The sequence below is a fragment of the Pseudomonas sp. SLFW genome (genome assembly GCF_009905615.1).
Lineage (GTDB): Bacteria > Pseudomonadota > Gammaproteobacteria > Pseudomonadales > Pseudomonadaceae > Aquipseudomonas > Aquipseudomonas bambusae.
In genome coordinates this window covers 16,789-33,227 of record NZ_JAAAKW010000023.1, presented here as the reverse complement: position 1 = coordinate 33,227, position 16,439 = coordinate 16,789, and the positions used below count along the sequence as shown (strand labels likewise).

Sequence of the window (16,439 nt, the reverse complement as noted above, 5' to 3'; positions counted from 1 at the left end):
AAAAACCGGCGAACCAGAGCGAGCTGTTCGAGTCGAACCGAGGGGCGTGCAACCGGATATTTCGCCCGATGGCAGGAAATAACCGACGACACCCCCTACAGTCAATCAACCCCATTCAATCGTCCAACCAACTTGAGGTCGTACCCGATGTCTCCGGAACCCAACGTTCGTGACGCTGAAGTGGCAGCCTTTCGTGAAGCTGTACTCACCAAACTCGAATTCGCTGTCGGCAAAGACGCCGACCATGCGTTCGACCATGACTGGTTCATGGCCATCGCCCTGGCGACTCGCGACAAGATGGCCGAGAAGTGGATGAACCACACGCGCTACATCTACCGCCAGGAAAAGAAACGCGTTTATTACCTGTCGCTGGAATTTCTGATCGGACGACTGATGTTCGACAGCCTGAGCAACCTCGGTATCCTCGAAACCGCACGTGAAGCACTCAAAGGCCTGAACGTCGATCTGGAAAGAATTCGCACGCTGGAACCCGATGCTGCACTGGGCAACGGCGGTCTGGGCCGTCTGGCCGCGTGCTTCATGGAGAGCATGTCCTCCCTCGGCATCGCCGGTCACGGTTACGGCATTCGTTATGAGCACGGCCTGTTCCGTCAGGCCATCGTCGATGGCTGGCAGCAGGAACAGACCGAGAACTGGCTGGACTTCGGTAACCCGTGGGAGTTCGAACGTCCGGAAGTGATCTACCAGATCGGCTTCGGCGGCAGCGTTCAGCCGGTCCTCGACAGCAACGGCACGCCCGTGCTGGATGCCTCGGGCGAGACCCGTCAGGTCTGGAGCGCGGGCGAAACCGTCCGGGCGATTGCCTACGACACCCCCGTCGTCGGCTGGCGCGGCAAGGCCGTGAACACCCTGCGTCTGTGGCGTGCACGAGCGGTTGAAGACCTTCACCTCGAACGCTTCAACGCCGGTGACCACGTGGGTGCGGTGGCGGAAGTCGTGCGCGCCGAGAGTATTTCCCGCGTGCTCTATCCGAACGACAGCACCGAAGCGGGGCAGGAACTGCGCCTGCGCCAGGAATATTTCTTCGTGTCGGCCTCGCTGCAAGACCTGCTGCGCCGCCACAAAAACATGGGCTACACGATCAACAGCCTGCCCGAGCACGCCGCGATCCAGATGAACGACACGCATCCGTCGATTGCGGTCGCGGAGCTGATGCGCATCTTGATCGACCTGTACGACGTGGAGTGGGACGAGGCCTGGCGCATCACCGTCGGCACCCTCGCCTACACCAACCACACGCTGTTGCCCGAGGCGCTGGAGACCTGGTCGGTCGGCCTGATGGAACGCATGCTGCCGCGCCACATGCAGATCATTTACATGATCAACGCCCAGCACATCGACGACGTGCGCCTGGAACACAAGGACGACCCGGACCTGTTCGGTCTGCTGCGCGCGGTGTCGTTGATCGAAGAAGACAATGGCCGTCGCGTGCGCATGGGTAATTTGGCGTTCATCGGTTCTCACAGCATCAACGGCGTGTCGGCCCTGCACACGCAACTGATGCGCAAGACCGTGTTCGCTCAACTGCACAAGCTGTATCCGGACCGCATCAATAACAAAACCAACGGCATCACCTTCCGCCGCTGGCTGTTCCAGTCCAACCCGCAGCTCACCTCGATGCTGGTTGAGAAACTGGGCGAACAGGTCCTCGACAACCACGAAACCGCGCTGCTCAAACTGGAGCCATTGGCCGACAACGCCGCGTTCCAGCAAGCGTTCGCTGCGCAACGGCTGCAAAGCAAAACCGCGCTGGCCAACATCGTTCAGGAGCGGTTGGGCATCACGCTCAACCCGGAAGCGCTGTTCGACGTGCAGGTGAAACGGATTCACGAATACAAGCGCCAGCTGTTGAACCTGTTCCACACCGTGGCGTTGTATCAGGCCATGCGTGCCGACCCGAGCACCGACTGGGTGCCACGCGTGAAGATTTTCGCAGGCAAGGCGGCGGCCAGTTATCACTCGGCCAAGCTGATCATCAAACTGGCGAATGACATCGCCCGCACGGTGAACAACGATCCGACCCTGCGCGGTCGCCTCAAAGTGGTGTTCCTGCCGAACTACAACGTGAGTCTGGCAGAAAGCATCATTCCGGCTGCCGACTTGTCCGAGCAGATTTCCACGGCAGGGCTCGAAGCATCGGGCACCAGTAACATGAAGTTCGGCCTCAACGGCGCGCTGACCATCGGCACCCTGGACGGCGCCAACGTGGAGATGAGTGAGCAGGTCGGGCTGGAACACATGTTCATCTTCGGCATGACGTCGCAAGAAGTCGAAGCGCGCAAACACGCGGGCGAGTTCAACGCGCACAACGACATCGCGTCGTCGCCGCGCCTGAACGACGTGCTGCAAGCGATCCGAGGCGGGGTGTTCTCGCCGGATGACCCGTATCGCTATGCCGGGTTGATCGAGCAGTTGATCAACTACGACCGTTTCTTTGTCTGTGCAGATTTCGAGTCGTACTGGGACGCCCAGGCCCGCGTCGAAAAACGCTGGCACGACAGCAAGGAATGGTGGCGCTCAGCGGTCCTCAATACGGCCCGCATGGGCTGGTTCTCCTCGGACCGGACGATTCGGGAGTACGCGAACGAGATCTGGCACGCGCTGGATTGATGTTGTGATGCAGGACGGCGGTGGGTCAGTTGCACTTTTTCGCGACTGACCTGCCGCTGCGCTGCCGTCGTAACCTCCGGCAGCAAACACGATGGATCAGTTGTCGTCGAATGTGCTGATACACGGAGTTTGCAATACCCCTTGTAGCGACGCAGTTCTCGCGTCCTGACACAAAATGTTTCCTCTTCCCCGGCGCCCGATATACTCCTCGCCATCGCCGTTCTGCGGCCGAAAAGGGATGTCGTAGCGTGCAATGGATTCTTCTGTTGGCTGGCTTGTTCATCGGAGCGGTGTTGGACGAATCGCTGATGGGCGGCGCCGTGGGTGGGGTTATCGGCCTGGCTCTGGGGTTGAGCTTGCGCCTCTCCTCTGTCGCGCGCGAAGCCGCTGCGCAGAAGGCCGAGCTGGCGAAAACCCGGCTTGATCTCCAAGCCGTTCAAGCACGTCTGAGCCAACTGGACTCGACCGCCACGCAACTGCCAGACGCCCCTGCGCCCGCTCCGCTCGATATCCAGCCCGTCGCCGACACTGGCCCCGAGTTGCTTTGGGATCTGCCAGACCTCGAACCTGAGCCTGTTGAATCCACCACTGATTCCGAATGGCGCCGCCCGGTCGATGCCCCTCCCCCCTTGCGCCCTGTTGCTCCCGTGCCTGCCCAGCCAAACCTGTTCGACAGCGCCCTGCTCCGCGCCAAGGACTGGTTGCTCGGTGGCAACACGGTGTTGCGCGTCGGCGTGGTGCTGCTGTTTCTCGGTCTGGCATTTCTGCTGCGCTACGCCACCGAAGGCATGGTCGTGCCCATCGAAGCCCGTTACGCCGGGGTCGCGGCGGCTGCGCTGGCGCTGTTGGGATTGGGCTGGTGGCTGCGTCAGCGCAACGAATCTTTCGCCCTGATGCTGCAAGGCACGGGCGTCGCGGTGCTGTACCTGACAGTCTTCGCCGCGATGAAAGTCCACACTCTGCTTGCGCCCGGCATGGCGTTCAGCCTGTTGGTCGCGGTGACGGTGTTCTCCGCCATCCTCGCGCTGACGCAAAACTCCCTGGCCCTCGCCTGTGTGGCCGCGCTCGGTGGTTTCGCAGCACCGTTGCTGACCTCCTCGGGCGAAGGCAGCCACGTCGCGCTATTCAGCTATTTCGCCCTGCTCAACGCCGGGATCTTCGCCATCGCCTGGTTCAAGGCGTGGCGGCCGCTGAACCTGATCGGCTTCCTCGGCACGTTCGGCATCGGCTGCGCGTGGGGCTTGAAGTCCTACACGCCGGAGTTGTTCTGGAGCACCGAGCCGTTCCTGATTCTGTTCTTCCTGATGTACCTGGCCATTGGCTTACTGTTCGCCCGCCGCAAGCTTCAAGAGCACGCCACCGGCCCTGAAAACGACAGCCGCGAAGCGGTCTTGCGCTGGTCGGCGAAGCACAGTCACTACGTCGATGGCAGCCTGTTGTTCGGCACGCCCATCGCCGGGTTCGGCCTGCAATACGCCATCGTCCAACACATCGAATTCGGCGCGGCCTTCAGTGCCTTGGTGCTGGGCCTCCTTTATATGGGCATCGCGCGGGTGCTCGCCGGGCGCGCGCCGGGCCGGGCATTGCTGCTGGTCGAAACCTGCCTGTCACTCGGCGTGGTGTTCGCGACGCTGGCCATTCCTCTGGGGCTGAGCGCGCAGTGGACGACCGTCGCCTGGGCCGTCGAGGGGGCTGCGGTGTTCTGGTTGGGCATGCGGCAGAACCGCCTGCTGGCGAGGTTCTTTGGTCTGCTTCTGCAACTGGGCGCAGGCTTCGCGTTTCTCGGAATGGTGGGTCGCTGGGCCGCGTGGAACGACGGCCCGACCTTCAATCATGGCGATTTCTGGACGCCGCTGATCATCGGGCTGGCGGGCTTGATCAGCGCCTTCGTCGTAGAGCGGATCGGCACGTTGCGTCTGGCGTTCAGCGAACGCGTCCTGCAACCTGCGCTGTTGGTCTGGGGCGCGCTGTGGTGGTCGATCGCCCTGTGCGTCAGCACCCATTACGTGCCGGGGGCCCGAGAAATCCCGACGCTGTTGCTGCTGGGTGCCTTCAGTGTCGGGCTGTGGACCGTCGTGTCGCTGCGCCTCAAATGGTCGGGGCTGGCGCAGCTGTGCACGCTGTTGACGCCCGCCAGCCTCGCGCTGCTGGCCTTGATGCTGTTCAACCCTTATTACCACCCCGCTGCGGATTGGGGCTGGCTCGGCTGGGTGGCGGTGTTCGCGGCTCATGTCCTGTCGCTGAAGAAGCTGGACGCTGTGCTCAATAGACACCTGCGCAGCACAGCGCATGTTCTTGGGTGCTGGCTGATCCTCGGCTTGCTGTCGCTGGAGTTGCGTTACGGCCTGTTGATCCTGTCCGAGTCCTACAACGCGTGGCGCTGGCTGGGTTGGGCCTTGCTGCCAAGCCTTTATTTGCTGGCGATGACCGCGCCGCGCAATGGGCCGGTGCCGGTGCCGTGGCCGGTCAGTGCCTACCCTCGCGAATATAGGGTCTGGGCCGCTGCGCCTCTGGCGGTCCTGATGCTAACGTGGTTCTGGCTTGCAAACTGGTTCAGCGAAGGGGCGGCCGATCCGCTGCCTTACCTCCCGTTGATCAACCCGTTGGAGCTGGGCCTGTTGATCACCCTCGCCGGTATCTTCAGCTGGACACGTCAGCAACTGCCACAGCTGGGCGTCAGTCCCGATCATGCGCGCAAAGTGGCGCTGGTCATCGCCGGGGCTTCGGTCTTTGCGCTGGTCACCGCCATGGTCATGCGCACCGCGCATCATTGGGCGGGCGTTGCCTGGCACACCGACGCGCTGTTCGAATCGATGCGCGTGCAAGCGGGCCTGTCCATCGTCTGGACCCTGATGGCGCTGGCGCTGATGATCGGCGGCCATCTGCGCAAACGGCGGGATGTGTGGATTGTCGGCGCGGTGCTGATCGGCATCGTGGTCGCCAAACTGTTCTTCATCGAGCTGAGCAATCGCGGCGGACTTGAGCGAATCGTCTCGTTCATCGGCGTTGGCATTCTGCTGCTCGTGGTGGGATATTTCGCACCATTGCCGCCGAAGAAACCTACGCGCAGTCCATCGTCAGACGACGTAGCGCCCATTGATTCGGCATCGCCATGAAAATCAGGAGTTCGTTGTTGAGCCGTCAGTCCCTCGTCAAGGCCGCTGTTTTCGGATCGATGCTGTGCGCCGCGCTGTTCGCTCAAGCCGAAGACTTGCCGGACGATTTCGCCAGCCACACACCGTTGAGCGTCAGCGGTGAAGGGCCGTGGTATCGCCTTGAGCTGCCACTCGCCGCGCAGTTGAACGCACGTCAAGGCAACCTCAACGACGTACGCATTTTCAACGCCGATGGTCAGGCCCAGCCGTACGCGCTGACCCTCAGTCAGCCGCAGCGCGCCGAAGACGAAACCCCCGTCGATGTGAAGTGGTTCCCCCTCTACAACAGCGACGACGCCAAGGACGCCGAGCCGAAAATCCGCGTCGAACGCACCACCACCGGCACGCTGGTCGAAGTCCAGCCCCAGGGCGAGATCGAGGCAGGCGAAGAAATCCTGCGCGGCTGGCTGCTCGACACCAGCGCCATCAACGCGCCGCTGGACCAGTTGATTCTCGACTGGAACGCCGAGCGCGATGGTTTTCAGCGATTCAGCATCGAGGCCAGCGACGACTTGCAGCACTGGAAGCGATGGGGTGAGGGTCAGGTGGCGCGGCTTTCGTTCGCGGACGAGCGGGTCGAACAGCGCGTCGTGACCTTGCCTGGACGCAACGCTCGCTATCTGCGTCTGCTGTGGACCAACCCGCAATCGGCGCCGACGCTGACCTCTGCGCAATTGGTCAGCACACGCCCCGGCGTGATGCCGCTGAGCTGGTCGCCGAGCATCACCGGCACGGTCGAAAAGCCCAGCGTGTATGTCTGGCAGCTTCCGGTGGCCCTGCCGCTGGAGCGCATGAAAGTCGACATCACTCAGCCCAACAGCCTCGCGCCGGCCACGCTGTATGGCCGGGCGGACAACAACGCCCCATGGCAGCTCATCGACGACGGCCTGCTCTATCGGCTGACTCAGAACGGCCAGGAAGTGGTGCAGGATGAAATGGCGCTGCCCGGCAATGTCGTCCGGCAACTGAAACTCGAAGTCGATGATCGCGGCGGTGGTTTGGGCAATGCAGCACCAAAACTCCGCTTCGCCGTGCGCGCCACGCAAGTGGTGTTCCTGGGCCGAGGTGCACCGCCTTACAGCCTTGCCATCGGCAACGCGACCATCAAAGGCGCAAACCTGCCGCTCAACACGTTGGTGCCCGGCGTGACGTCGGAGAAGCTGGCAGCGCTGGGCACGGCCAGATTGACCACTACGCCGGTGGCCGTTGCAGCGCCTGCCGCCCCCGTCGCCTCGGGGCCGGACTGGAAACGCATCGGCCTGTGGAGCGTGCTGGTGCTGGGGGTGATTTTTTTGGGATGGATGGCGATTGGCACGTTGCGCGCATCGAATTCGAAGCGTTGAAGCTGAACCGATCCTGCAGGTGAAAAAACGCGAACGTGGCACCTCAACTTGTCACGGTCGAACGTCTACGCTCATGTAGCCCGTGAACTCAATCACTACAGAGTCGGTCTGACAGGCAGTAATAAGTCCTTACACGCGTTAAACTGTGCGCGTTTTTTATTTCCCTTCTTCCGGAGCTCTCCATGTCCCGCGTTACCCTGAGTCGCTATCTGATTGAGCAGACCCGCAGCAATAACACTCCTGCCGATCTGCGCTTCCTTATCGAAGTGGTGGCGCGTGCGTGCAAGGAAATCAGCCACGCAGTATCCAAAGGCGCCCTGGGTGGCGTCCTCGGCAGCATGGGTACTGAGAACGTTCAAGGTGAAGTGCAGAAGAAGCTGGACGTGATGTCCAACGAAATCCTGCTGGAAGCCAACGAGTGGGGCGGTCACTTGGCAGGCATGGCGTCCGAAGAAATGGACAACGCCTACCAGATCCCGGGCAAATACCCGAAGGGCGCGTACCTGCTGGTGTTCGACCCACTGGACGGCTCTTCCAACATCGACATCAACGCCCCGGTCGGCACCATCTTCTCGGTGCTGCGTTGCCCGAATGAATACCTGAGCCAGAACGAAGCCCTGAACGAAAAGGCCTTCCTGCAGCCAGGCACTCAACAGGTCGCTGCCGGTTACGCCATCTACGGTCCGCAAACCATGCTGGTCCTGACGCTCGGCGACGGCGTTAAAGGCTTCACCCTTGACCGCGAAATGGGCAGCTTCGTGCTGAGCCATGAAGACATCAAGATTCCGGAGTCCACCCAGGAATTCGCCGTCAACATGTCCAACCAGCGTCACTGGGAAGCCCCGGTCAAACGCTATGTCGAAGAGCTGCTGGCCGGTGAAGAAGGCCCGCTGAAGAAGAATTACAACATGCGTTGGGTGGCTGCGATGGTCGCCGACGTGCACCGCATCCTGACCCGTGGCGGTCTGTTCATGTACCCACGCGACGCTCGCGAGCCGTCCAAGCCGGGCAAGCTGCGTTTGATGTACGAAGCCAACCCGATGTCGTTCCTCGTTGAACAAGCGGGCGGCGCGTCCACCAACGGCCACCAGCGCATCCTCGACATCCAGCCTGAAGGCCTGCACCAGCGTGTGGCGGTGTTCCTGGGCTCGAAAGAGGAAGTGGAACGCGCAACGTCGTACCACCAGGAATAACCGTGAACTCGCCCTGGCTGCCGGTGCTGGCGTGGTGGTTCGGTTCGGCCGAATCACCGACCGAAATCGCCAAGGCGAAAAACACGCTGTGGTTTGGCAAGAAAGCCTCTCAGGACACCGACGCGCGCCAGCGTTTCGGTGCTCTGGTCGATCAGGCGCTCCAGGGCGAATTGTCCGACTGGGCTGAAACCCCTGAAGGCTGGCTCGCCCTGGTGCTGCTCCTCGACCAACTCCCTCGCATGATCTTCCGCAACAGCCCTTTGGCCTATGCGGGTGACAAACGTGCTCAAGAACTGGTCCAGGAAGGACTGACGCTTGAACGGGACTTATGGCTGGCCCCGTTGCAACGCACCTTCATCTACCTCGTTCTCGAACACACCGAACACCTCGCCGCCCAGGACGATGCTATCCAGCGGTTCACCGAGCTATTGCCCTCGGTGCCAGAGGCTGAGCGCGGGTATTTCAAGCAGACCTTGGACTATGCGAAGAAACATCGCGTGGTGATCGAGAGGTTTGGGCGATTTCCCCATCGCAATGAGGTGCTGGAGCGGGACTCGACGGAGGAAGAGATGGCGTTTTTGAAGGGTCCTGGGTCGAGGTTTTGAGCGTTGCACGATCTGCTTCTGCCGAAGGCGTAGGAGCAAGCTTGCTCCGGGCTGCGGTCAGACGATCTGCCGGGAACCGGTAGCAAGATCAGACACCTCGGTTATGCCAGATACACCGCATTTGCGGCATTTGCTGCCGCCTCACGGTCGAGCGCGACCCCGACAGATCGTCAGCAAGCTAGACTCCTACGCCCTTCGGGCAGAATCAAAAACAGATTGCAGCGTAAGCGAGTTCACCCACGGAACCAGACCCACCCTTTCTCTTCTAAGCTTTCGGCATGACGTCAGTGCTTTGCGCCAGAGGCCAATCGCTGTGACGCTGCCCCCTCTCGATTCAGGAGCCTCACCCATGTCGTTGCGATCTCTCGCGTTGTTGTCGTTCTGCGTGCTGCTGGCCGCGTGCAGCAAGATCAATCAGGAAAACTATTCGAAAATCTCGGCGGGGATGTCCAAGGCGCAAATCGAACAATTGCTGGGCAGCCCGACTGAATGCTCGGGTGCACTGGGGATGTCGAGCTGCACGTGGGGCGACCAGAAGACCTTTATCAGCGTTCAATACGCGGCCGATAAAGTCGTGCTGTATTCGGGTCAGGGGCTGAAATGAAGGTGGGTTTCATGATGCGCGCTGCGGCCGTGGCGCTGGCGATGATCGGGTTGAGCGCCTGCGCGGTCGAGCCGGAAGCGGAATCCATGGCCCCGCGCACGGCGGACCATGTGGACTTGAAACGTTATCAGGGCACCTGGTACGAATTGGCGCGGATGCCGATGTTCTTCCAGCGCAATTGCGCGCAATCCGAGGCGCATTACAAGCTGAAAGACGACGGCAACATCGCCGTAACCAACCGCTGCCGCACGCTGGACGGCAAGTGGGAAGAAGCGACCGGCACGGCGTCGCCGCAAGTTGAAGGCAAGACCGACAAGCTGTGGGTGGTGTTTGACAATTGGTTCTCGCATCTCGCGCCGGGCGTGGCCAAGGGGAATTACTGGGTGTTGTACGTCAGCGACGATTACAAGGTCGCGCTGGTCGGCAACCCGAATCGCAAGTACCTGTGGCTGCTGTCGCGCACCGCCCACGTGTCGGAGTCGGTGAAGAACGAACTGATGATGAAAGCGCAGCAGCAGGGGTATGACACGACCAAGCTGATCTGGCGGATCGAGGATTCGAAGGTGGCGAAAGCCGCCGACTGATCCCCGATTCCACTGACGTACGCACACCCTCTGTAGGAGCGAATTCATTCGCGAAGGTAGACCAGACGACAGATCAGCGTCGGATGTCCCCCCCGTTTCGCGAATAAATTCGCTTCTACAGACTGATCACCGCTGGTCTTACCCGAGCAATTCCCTCAACACCTGCGCAAACGCGCGGCTGCTTTCCTCTTCGTCCACGTGCCGCCCGTCACGAATCACCCATTGGCCGTTCACCATGACTTCACGAATCTGCCGGTCGCTGCCCGCAAACAGCCAGCGGTTTAGAATGCCGTCGCCCGACGCCGTGGCCAGATACGGGTCGTTGCCATCCAGCACCAGCCAGTCTGCACGCTTGCCGACTTCAAGTGCCCCGATCGGCTGACCCATTGCCTGCGAACCGCCCACCAGTGCGGCGTCGTAAAGGGTGCGACCAACCATCGGTTGATCCGGACGGTACAACCGGTTACGACGTTGATCCCGCAGACGCTGACCGTATTCCAGCCAGCGCAGTTCTTCGACAACGCTGAGCGAAACGTGGCTGTCTGAACCAATGCCCCAACGTCCGCCCTGTGCGATGTAGTCCACCGCCGGGAAAATCCCGTCGCCAAGGTTCGCTTCGGTGGTCAGGCACAGCCCCGCGATGGCGCGACTTTTCGCCATCAAGGCCACTTCGTCGGCTTCGGCGTGGGTTGCGTGCACCAGGCACCAGCGCTCGTCGACCGCGACGTTCTCGTACAGCCATTGCAGCGGGCGACGACCACTCCACGCCAGGCAGTCATCGACTTCCTTCTGCTGTTCGGCAATGTGAATGTGAACCGGGCATTGCTTGTCGCTGGCGGCCAGTACATCACTGATCTGCTGTGGGGTGACGGCGCGCAGCGAGTGGAAGCACAAGCCCAGCGCTTGGGCCGGTTGTGCGCTGATAATAGGTTTCAGGTCCGATTGCAGGTTCAGGTAGCTTTCGGTGCTATTGATGAATCGACGCTGGCCCTCGTTGGGCGCCAGTCCGCCAAATCCAGAGTGGGTGTACAGCACAGGGAGCAGGGTCATGCCGATGCCGACCGAACTCGCCGCCTGGCTGACCTGCAACGCCAGCTCGACAGGGTTGGCGTAAGGCTTGCCGTTTGCGTCCTGATGCACGTAATGGAATTCAGCGACCGAGGTGAAGCCGCCCTTGAGCATTTCGATGTACAGCTGACGAGCGATGACGCCGAGTTGCTGCGGGCTGATCTGGCCGACGAGGCGGTACATCAAGTCGCGCCAAGTCCAGAAGCTGTCGTTGGGGTTGCCCGCCACTTCCGCCAGCCCGGCCATCGCGCGTTGGAACGCGTGGGAGTGCAGATTCGGCATGCCCGGCACCACCGGGCCGATGATCAGTTCGGCACCCTGACGCTCGGCGTCGGACTGGACATTGGTCAGAACACCATCAGCACCGACCTCAAAACGCACGTTATTGGCCCAGCCCGCTGGCAATAACGCTCGTTCGGCAAAGAAAACTGACATCGTTTCGCACCCCTCGCGTGAAATTGTCTATACATATACAGACGTTTGCCTGCCCGGTAAACTGCGGCAAGCTTGTCGGCGCTCGCGTTAATGGTTAGCGTGGGCGCTGTCTGCAGCTTCTTCACCCACTGTTTTTGCTTATAACAAGGATTTTTCTGTGCCGACTCCGCCTGCCAATTCTCCACTGGCCGCCCAGATGGGTGACAGTCCGGCGCCGCTCTACGCCCGGGTGAAGCAAATGATCACCCAGCAGATCCAGAACGGAACCTGGCCGCCGCATCACCGCGTGCCGTCCGAAAGCGAACTGGTGACCCAACTGGGCTTCAGCCGCATGACCATCAACCGCGCCCTTCGCGAAATGACTGCCGAAGGCATGCTGGTGCGCATGCAGGGCGTGGGCACCTTCGTCGCTGAACCCAAGACTCAGTCCGCGTTGTTCGAAGTGCACAACATTGCCGACGAAATCGCCTCTCGCGGCCACACCCACACCTGTCAAGTCATCATCCTCTGCGAAGAGGCCGCCGGTTCCGAGCGCGCATTGGCGCTGGACATGCGCGAAGGCCAGCGGGTGTTCCACTCGTTGATCGTGCACTTTGAAAACGACATTCCCGTGCAAATCGAGGACCGTTTTGTCAACGCGGCTGTCGCACCCGAGTATCTGCAACAGGACTTCACCAAGCAGACGCCTTACGCCTACCTCAATCAGGTGGCTCCGCTGACCGAAGGTGAGCACGTGGTCGAGGCCATTCTGGCGGACCCGGATGAATGCAAGCTGCTGCAAATTGAAAAAGGCGAACCCTGCCTGCTGGTTCGCCGCCGCACGTGGTCGGGCCGTCAACCGGTGACCGCCGCCCGCCTGATCCACCCCGGCTCACGCCACCGCCTGGAAGGACGTTTCACCAAATGACTCAGCTGACTGTTCTGCGTGCCGCCGACTACCCGCGCATGCCCTGGAAAAACGGCGGTGGCAGCACCGAAGAAATCACCCGCGATGCAGGCCAAGGGCTGGACGGCTTCGGCTGGCGCCTGTCGATTGCGGATATTGGCGAGTCGGGCGGTTTTTCGGTGTTCGCCGGTTATCTGCGCATCATCACGGTGCTGCAAGGCGCGGGCATGACGCTGAACATCGATGGCAAAAACAGCGAGCCGTTGCTGCCGTCCGATCCATTCGCGTTCAGCGGTGACAGTCAGGTGTCGTGCACGCTGTTGAACGGGCCGATTCGCGACTTCAACCTGATCTACGCGCCAACCCGTTATCGCGCACGCCTGCAATGGATCGATGTGCTGCAGCCTCAGCGCTTCTTCAGCTCGGCGAATGTGTTCGTAGTGTTCAGCGCGGCCGAGCAGATGGCGGCCAACGTGGGCGAGCATCCGCCGCAGTTGCTGGAAAAACACGATTGTTTGCAACTGGATAACAAGGAAGGGGCGCTGGTGGAAGTGGTCCTGTATGCGCCAACGGCGAGTCGGGTTTGCGTAATTGAGCTGACTGCGATCTGAAAACCCGATGGCAGCCCCACGCATCTGGCCGAAGGCCGTGAGCGCTACCGGGGCAGACCTAAAAAAACTGACACAAGGACGCGCATGACATCGCCCAGCCCCCAAAAAGAAACCCCACGCGCCCTCGCCGTTCTCGCCAGTTTCCTTGCGTCGGAATCCGCAGGCGGAATCGTGTTGATGGGGGCAGCGCTTGCCGCGATCATCGTCGCCAACTCGCCCATGGCCGCGTTCTACTTCGCCGCGCTTCACAGCGTCTGGGGCGGCCTTTCGGTGGAGTTGTGGATCAACGACGGCCTGATGGCGATCTTCTTTTTGATGGTCGGGTTGGAGATCAAACGTGAAGTGCTCGCCGGTGGCCTCGCCAGTTGGGGCCAGCGCGCCCTGCCCGGTTTTGCGGCGGCGGGCGGGATGCTGATACCCGCGCTGATTTACGTCGGCATCAATCTCGGCAACGCCGAAACCCTCGGCGGCTGGGCGATTCCGGCGGCCACCGACATTGCCTTCGCGCTGGGCGTCTTGTCATTGCTCGGCAAGCGCGTGCCGACATCGCTGAAAGTCTTCCTCGCCGCCCTGGCGATTCTCGACGATCTGGGTGCGGTCACGATCATCGCGCTGTTCTACAGCACCGGCCTCAACCTGCCGATGCTCGGCGCTGCGTTCGCCACGCTGGCAGTGCTGGTGATCATGAACCGCATGGGCGTACAGCGACTGTTGCCGTATCTGTTGCTGGGCCTGCTGCTGTGGTTTTTCGTCCTGCAATCCGGCGTGCACGCGACGCTGGCCGGTGTCGCGCTGGCGCTGTGCATTCCGCTCGGCACACGGCAGGAAGAGGCCCGTTCGCCGCTGTTGTTGCTGGAGGAAAAGATGCACTACTGGGTCGCGTTTGCCGTGGTGCCGGTGTTCGGGTTCGCCAACGCAGGCGTGTCACTGTCGGGCGTCAGCCTGGGCAACCTTGTGGACCCGGTGCCGCTGGGGGTTGCGTTGGGCTTGTTCGCTGGCAAGCAGATTGGCGTGTTTCTCGCGGCCACGTTGGCGATTCGGTCGGGATTGGCAACATTGCCCGAGGGCAGTAACTGGATGCAGCTCTACGGTGTCGCGTTGCTATGCGGGATTGGTTTCACGATGAGCCTGTTCATCGGCAACCTGGCATTCCCCAGCGCGCCGCATTTGATTGACGAGGTAAAAATCGGGGTGCTGATGGGATCGATTTTGTCCGCGCTGGCGGGCATCGCCCTATTGCGCAGCAAGTTGGCGCAACGCTGAGCCGCTTCCTGAACATTTTTTTCAAACCGCTGCATCCAGATCCGGTTCTGGCGGGTAGTACAGTCAGCAGCCCTTCGCTGCCCACTGAAATACCCTCAGGAGAAACTGCGATGAACGCTAAACACTACCTTTGCCTGGCCGCAAGCGCCCTGGCTTTCACGTGTGCGTCTTCAGCCTTCGCTCAGGCGGATTTGCCGGACAGCATCAAGGTCCCGGCCGGTCACAAAGTCAGCATGGAAACCACTGGCGTCGGCGAAATCACCTACGAGTGCAAAACCAAAGCAGACAACGCCAGCGAAATGGCATGGACGTTCGTCGGCCCCAAGGCGGTGCTCAATGATCGCAAGGGCCAACAGGTCGGGACCTACTTCGGCCCACCGGCAACGTGGGAAGCGAAAGACGGTTCGAAAATCACCGGCACCCAGTTGGCGGTTGCGCCATCGGGCGAGGGCAACCTGCCGTATCAACTGGTCAAGGCCAATCCCGCCGAAGGTAAAGGTGCCATGCACGGCGTCACCTACATTCAACGCGTAGCGCTCAAAGGCGGCGTAGCGCCCTCCACAACGTGTTCGGCCGCCAACAAAGGCGCGAAAGAAGTGGTCAAGTATCAGGCTGATTACATTTTCTGGGCCAGCAACTGATCACGACGGTTTCAGAGGTCTTGCGCAGTAAACGGGCTATGCTCCTGCGCAAGCGACCTCAACCGTGATCGCACACACTCCCATGGATGGCCGATCAATTTGTCCGCACCTCAGACACCGTTTGACTATGAAGCAGCGTTGCTTGCCTGCGCCCGCGGTGAACGGCGGGCGCTGCAACGTCTTTATGAGCAGGAAAGCCCGCGTCTGCTCGGTGTGGTGCAACGCATTGTGATCGACCGCGCGCGTGCCGAGGACATCGTGCACGACGCCTTTATCAAGATATGGAGCAGCGCGGCGAGTTTCGACCCCTCCCGTGGCAGCGCCCGTGGGTGGATGTTCACGGTGGCTCGGCATTTGGCGCTTAACAGCGTGCGCAACAGCGCGCGGGAAGTGTCAACGGACGATGACAGCCACGTGCAAACAACGGTCGAAGGCTGGCAAGAGACCCATGACGCCTTCGATTGGCGGGTCAACCCGGGCCGAATCCACACCTGCCTCGAACAACTGGAGCCGGTGCGTCGCAACTGTATTTTTCATGCCTACGTCGATGGCTACTCTCATCAACAGATCGCGCAAAAACTGGGCGCCCCCTTGGGCACGGTGAAAGCCTGGATCAAGCGCAGCCTGGCTTCGCTGCGGGAGTGCATAGGATGATCGAACAACCAGGCACCCCCTCTGACGACGATGTCCAGTCCCTGGCCGGTGAATACGTACTGGGCACGCTCTCCGCTGGGCAACGGGCTGACGTTCAGCAGCGCCTTGAACACGATGTTGCGCTACGCAGGGCGGTCGACGAGTGGGAAGCCCGATTGCTCTCGCTCACTGATCTGGCAGAGCCGCAGACGCCGCCCACCTCTCTCTGGAACAGAATCGAGCACAGCCTCGATTCGTTGTCGGTTTTCTCACAGCCACGAGTGGATCGAGCGCCGCGTTGGTGGGACAGCCTTAACCTGTGGCGCAGCGTCGCCGGTTTTGGAGTCGCCGCTTCGGTGGTAATGGCGGCGTTGCTGGTGACGCAGCATGCACCCAAACCGGTGCCTTCTTATCTGGTGGTGCTCGTCGCGCCGCAGGACAAGGCGCCGGGCTGGGTGATTCAGGCCAGCGACAGCCGTGATATTCAGCTGATCCCGTTGGGCGAAACCTCGATACCCGAAGACAAGGCGCTGCAATTCTGGACCAAGGCCGACGATTGGCAGGGCCCGGTGTCGCTTGGGCTGGTCAAGCCAGGCCAAGTGCTGAGCGTGCCGCTGGACAGCCTGCCGCCGCTGCAGCCCAACCAGTTATTCGAGCTGACCCTTGAGAAATCCACGGGCTCGCCGATCAACAAACCAACAGGCCCCATTCAATTCATTGGTCGCGCCGTGAAGGTGATTTGAGCCGCTGGGGAAATGAGTGGATGGGCGCTGACGAAACGACCCTG

General features: G+C 61.2%; 14 protein-coding genes. 13 read left to right on the top strand and 1 reads right to left on the bottom strand.

The genetic code is table 11. From position 1 onward, the window contains the following. The first annotated feature begins 147 nt into the window (after positions 1-147). From GVN17_RS25935 to GVN17_RS25905, 7 genes are all read left to right on the top strand, one after another. The gene (locus GVN17_RS25935) at positions 148-2,631 is read left to right on the top strand and encodes a glycogen/starch/alpha-glucan phosphorylase (protein ID WP_166598140.1); all 2,484 of its coding nucleotides are present in this window, start codon (positions 148-150) and stop codon (positions 2,629-2,631) included. 248 nt (positions 2,632-2,879) lie between these two features. After that, positions 2,880-5,747, top strand: a complete 2,868-nt coding sequence (locus GVN17_RS25930; RefSeq protein WP_371928620.1) for a DUF2339 domain-containing protein — start codon at positions 2,880-2,882, stop codon at positions 5,745-5,747. Then, complete coding sequence (locus tag GVN17_RS25925) at positions 5,744-7,129, top strand: DUF3999 domain-containing protein (protein WP_166598139.1); 1,386 nt, start codon at positions 5,744-5,746, stop codon at positions 7,127-7,129. Before GVN17_RS25930 ends, GVN17_RS25925 begins: the two co-directional genes overlap by 4 nt. Before the next feature lie 182 nt (positions 7,130-7,311). Next, on the top strand, positions 7,312-8,322 hold the full coding sequence (locus tag GVN17_RS25920; RefSeq protein WP_166598138.1) for a class 1 fructose-bisphosphatase: 1,011 nt from the start codon (positions 7,312-7,314) through the stop codon (positions 8,320-8,322). A 2-nt stretch (positions 8,323-8,324) separates the two neighbouring features. Then, entirely contained in the window at positions 8,325-8,927 is a 603-nt protein-coding gene (locus GVN17_RS25915; RefSeq protein ID WP_166598137.1) for a DUF924 family protein, read from the top strand. A 349-nt stretch (positions 8,928-9,276) separates the two neighbouring features. Then, positions 9,277-9,531: an outer membrane protein assembly factor BamE gene (gene bamE, locus GVN17_RS25910; protein WP_081563693.1), complete on the top strand. Its 255-nt coding sequence runs from the start codon at positions 9,277-9,279 to the stop codon at positions 9,529-9,531. A gap of 41 nt (positions 9,532-9,572) precedes the next feature. Continuing rightward, positions 9,573-10,115 (top strand): lipocalin family protein, encoded by a 543-nt coding sequence (locus GVN17_RS25905; protein WP_256665389.1) that lies wholly within the window; start codon positions 9,573-9,575, stop codon positions 10,113-10,115. Between the two features lie 138 nt (positions 10,116-10,253). Here GVN17_RS25905 and GVN17_RS25900 read toward each other — a convergent pair whose 3' ends face one another. Further along, positions 10,254-11,618, bottom strand: coding sequence for a formimidoylglutamate deiminase (locus GVN17_RS25900; protein WP_166598135.1), 1,365 nt, complete (start codon positions 11,616-11,618; stop codon positions 10,254-10,256). Between the two features lie 196 nt (positions 11,619-11,814). Between GVN17_RS25900 and hutC the strand changes: the two genes are divergently transcribed. The 6 genes from hutC (at position 11,815) to GVN17_RS25870 (ending at position 16,395) form a co-directional block, all read left to right on the top strand. Next, positions 11,815-12,525, top strand: a complete 711-nt coding sequence (gene hutC, locus GVN17_RS25895) for a histidine utilization repressor (RefSeq protein ID WP_178115765.1) — start codon at positions 11,815-11,817, stop codon at positions 12,523-12,525. Continuing rightward, positions 12,522-13,115: a HutD family protein gene (locus GVN17_RS25890; RefSeq protein ID WP_166598133.1), complete on the top strand. Its 594-nt coding sequence runs from the start codon at positions 12,522-12,524 to the stop codon at positions 13,113-13,115. Before hutC ends, GVN17_RS25890 begins: the two co-directional genes overlap by 4 nt. Before the next feature lie 84 nt (positions 13,116-13,199). Beyond that, positions 13,200-14,378: a Na+/H+ antiporter NhaA gene (nhaA, locus tag GVN17_RS25885; protein WP_166598132.1), complete on the top strand. Its 1,179-nt coding sequence runs from the start codon at positions 13,200-13,202 to the stop codon at positions 14,376-14,378. A 110-nt stretch (positions 14,379-14,488) separates the two neighbouring features. After that, positions 14,489-15,019 (top strand): DUF3455 domain-containing protein, encoded by a 531-nt coding sequence (locus tag GVN17_RS25880; RefSeq protein WP_166598131.1) that lies wholly within the window; start codon positions 14,489-14,491, stop codon positions 15,017-15,019. A 99-nt stretch (positions 15,020-15,118) separates the two neighbouring features. Next, a complete protein-coding gene (locus tag GVN17_RS25875; protein WP_166598130.1) occupies positions 15,119-15,673 on the top strand; it encodes a sigma-70 family RNA polymerase sigma factor in 555 nt (184 codons plus the stop codon). Beyond that, positions 15,670-16,395: an anti-sigma factor domain-containing protein gene (locus tag GVN17_RS25870; RefSeq protein WP_166598129.1), complete on the top strand. Its 726-nt coding sequence runs from the start codon at positions 15,670-15,672 to the stop codon at positions 16,393-16,395. The genes GVN17_RS25875 and GVN17_RS25870 overlap by 4 nt, the downstream gene beginning before the upstream one ends. Positions 16,396-16,439 lie beyond the last annotated feature (44 nt).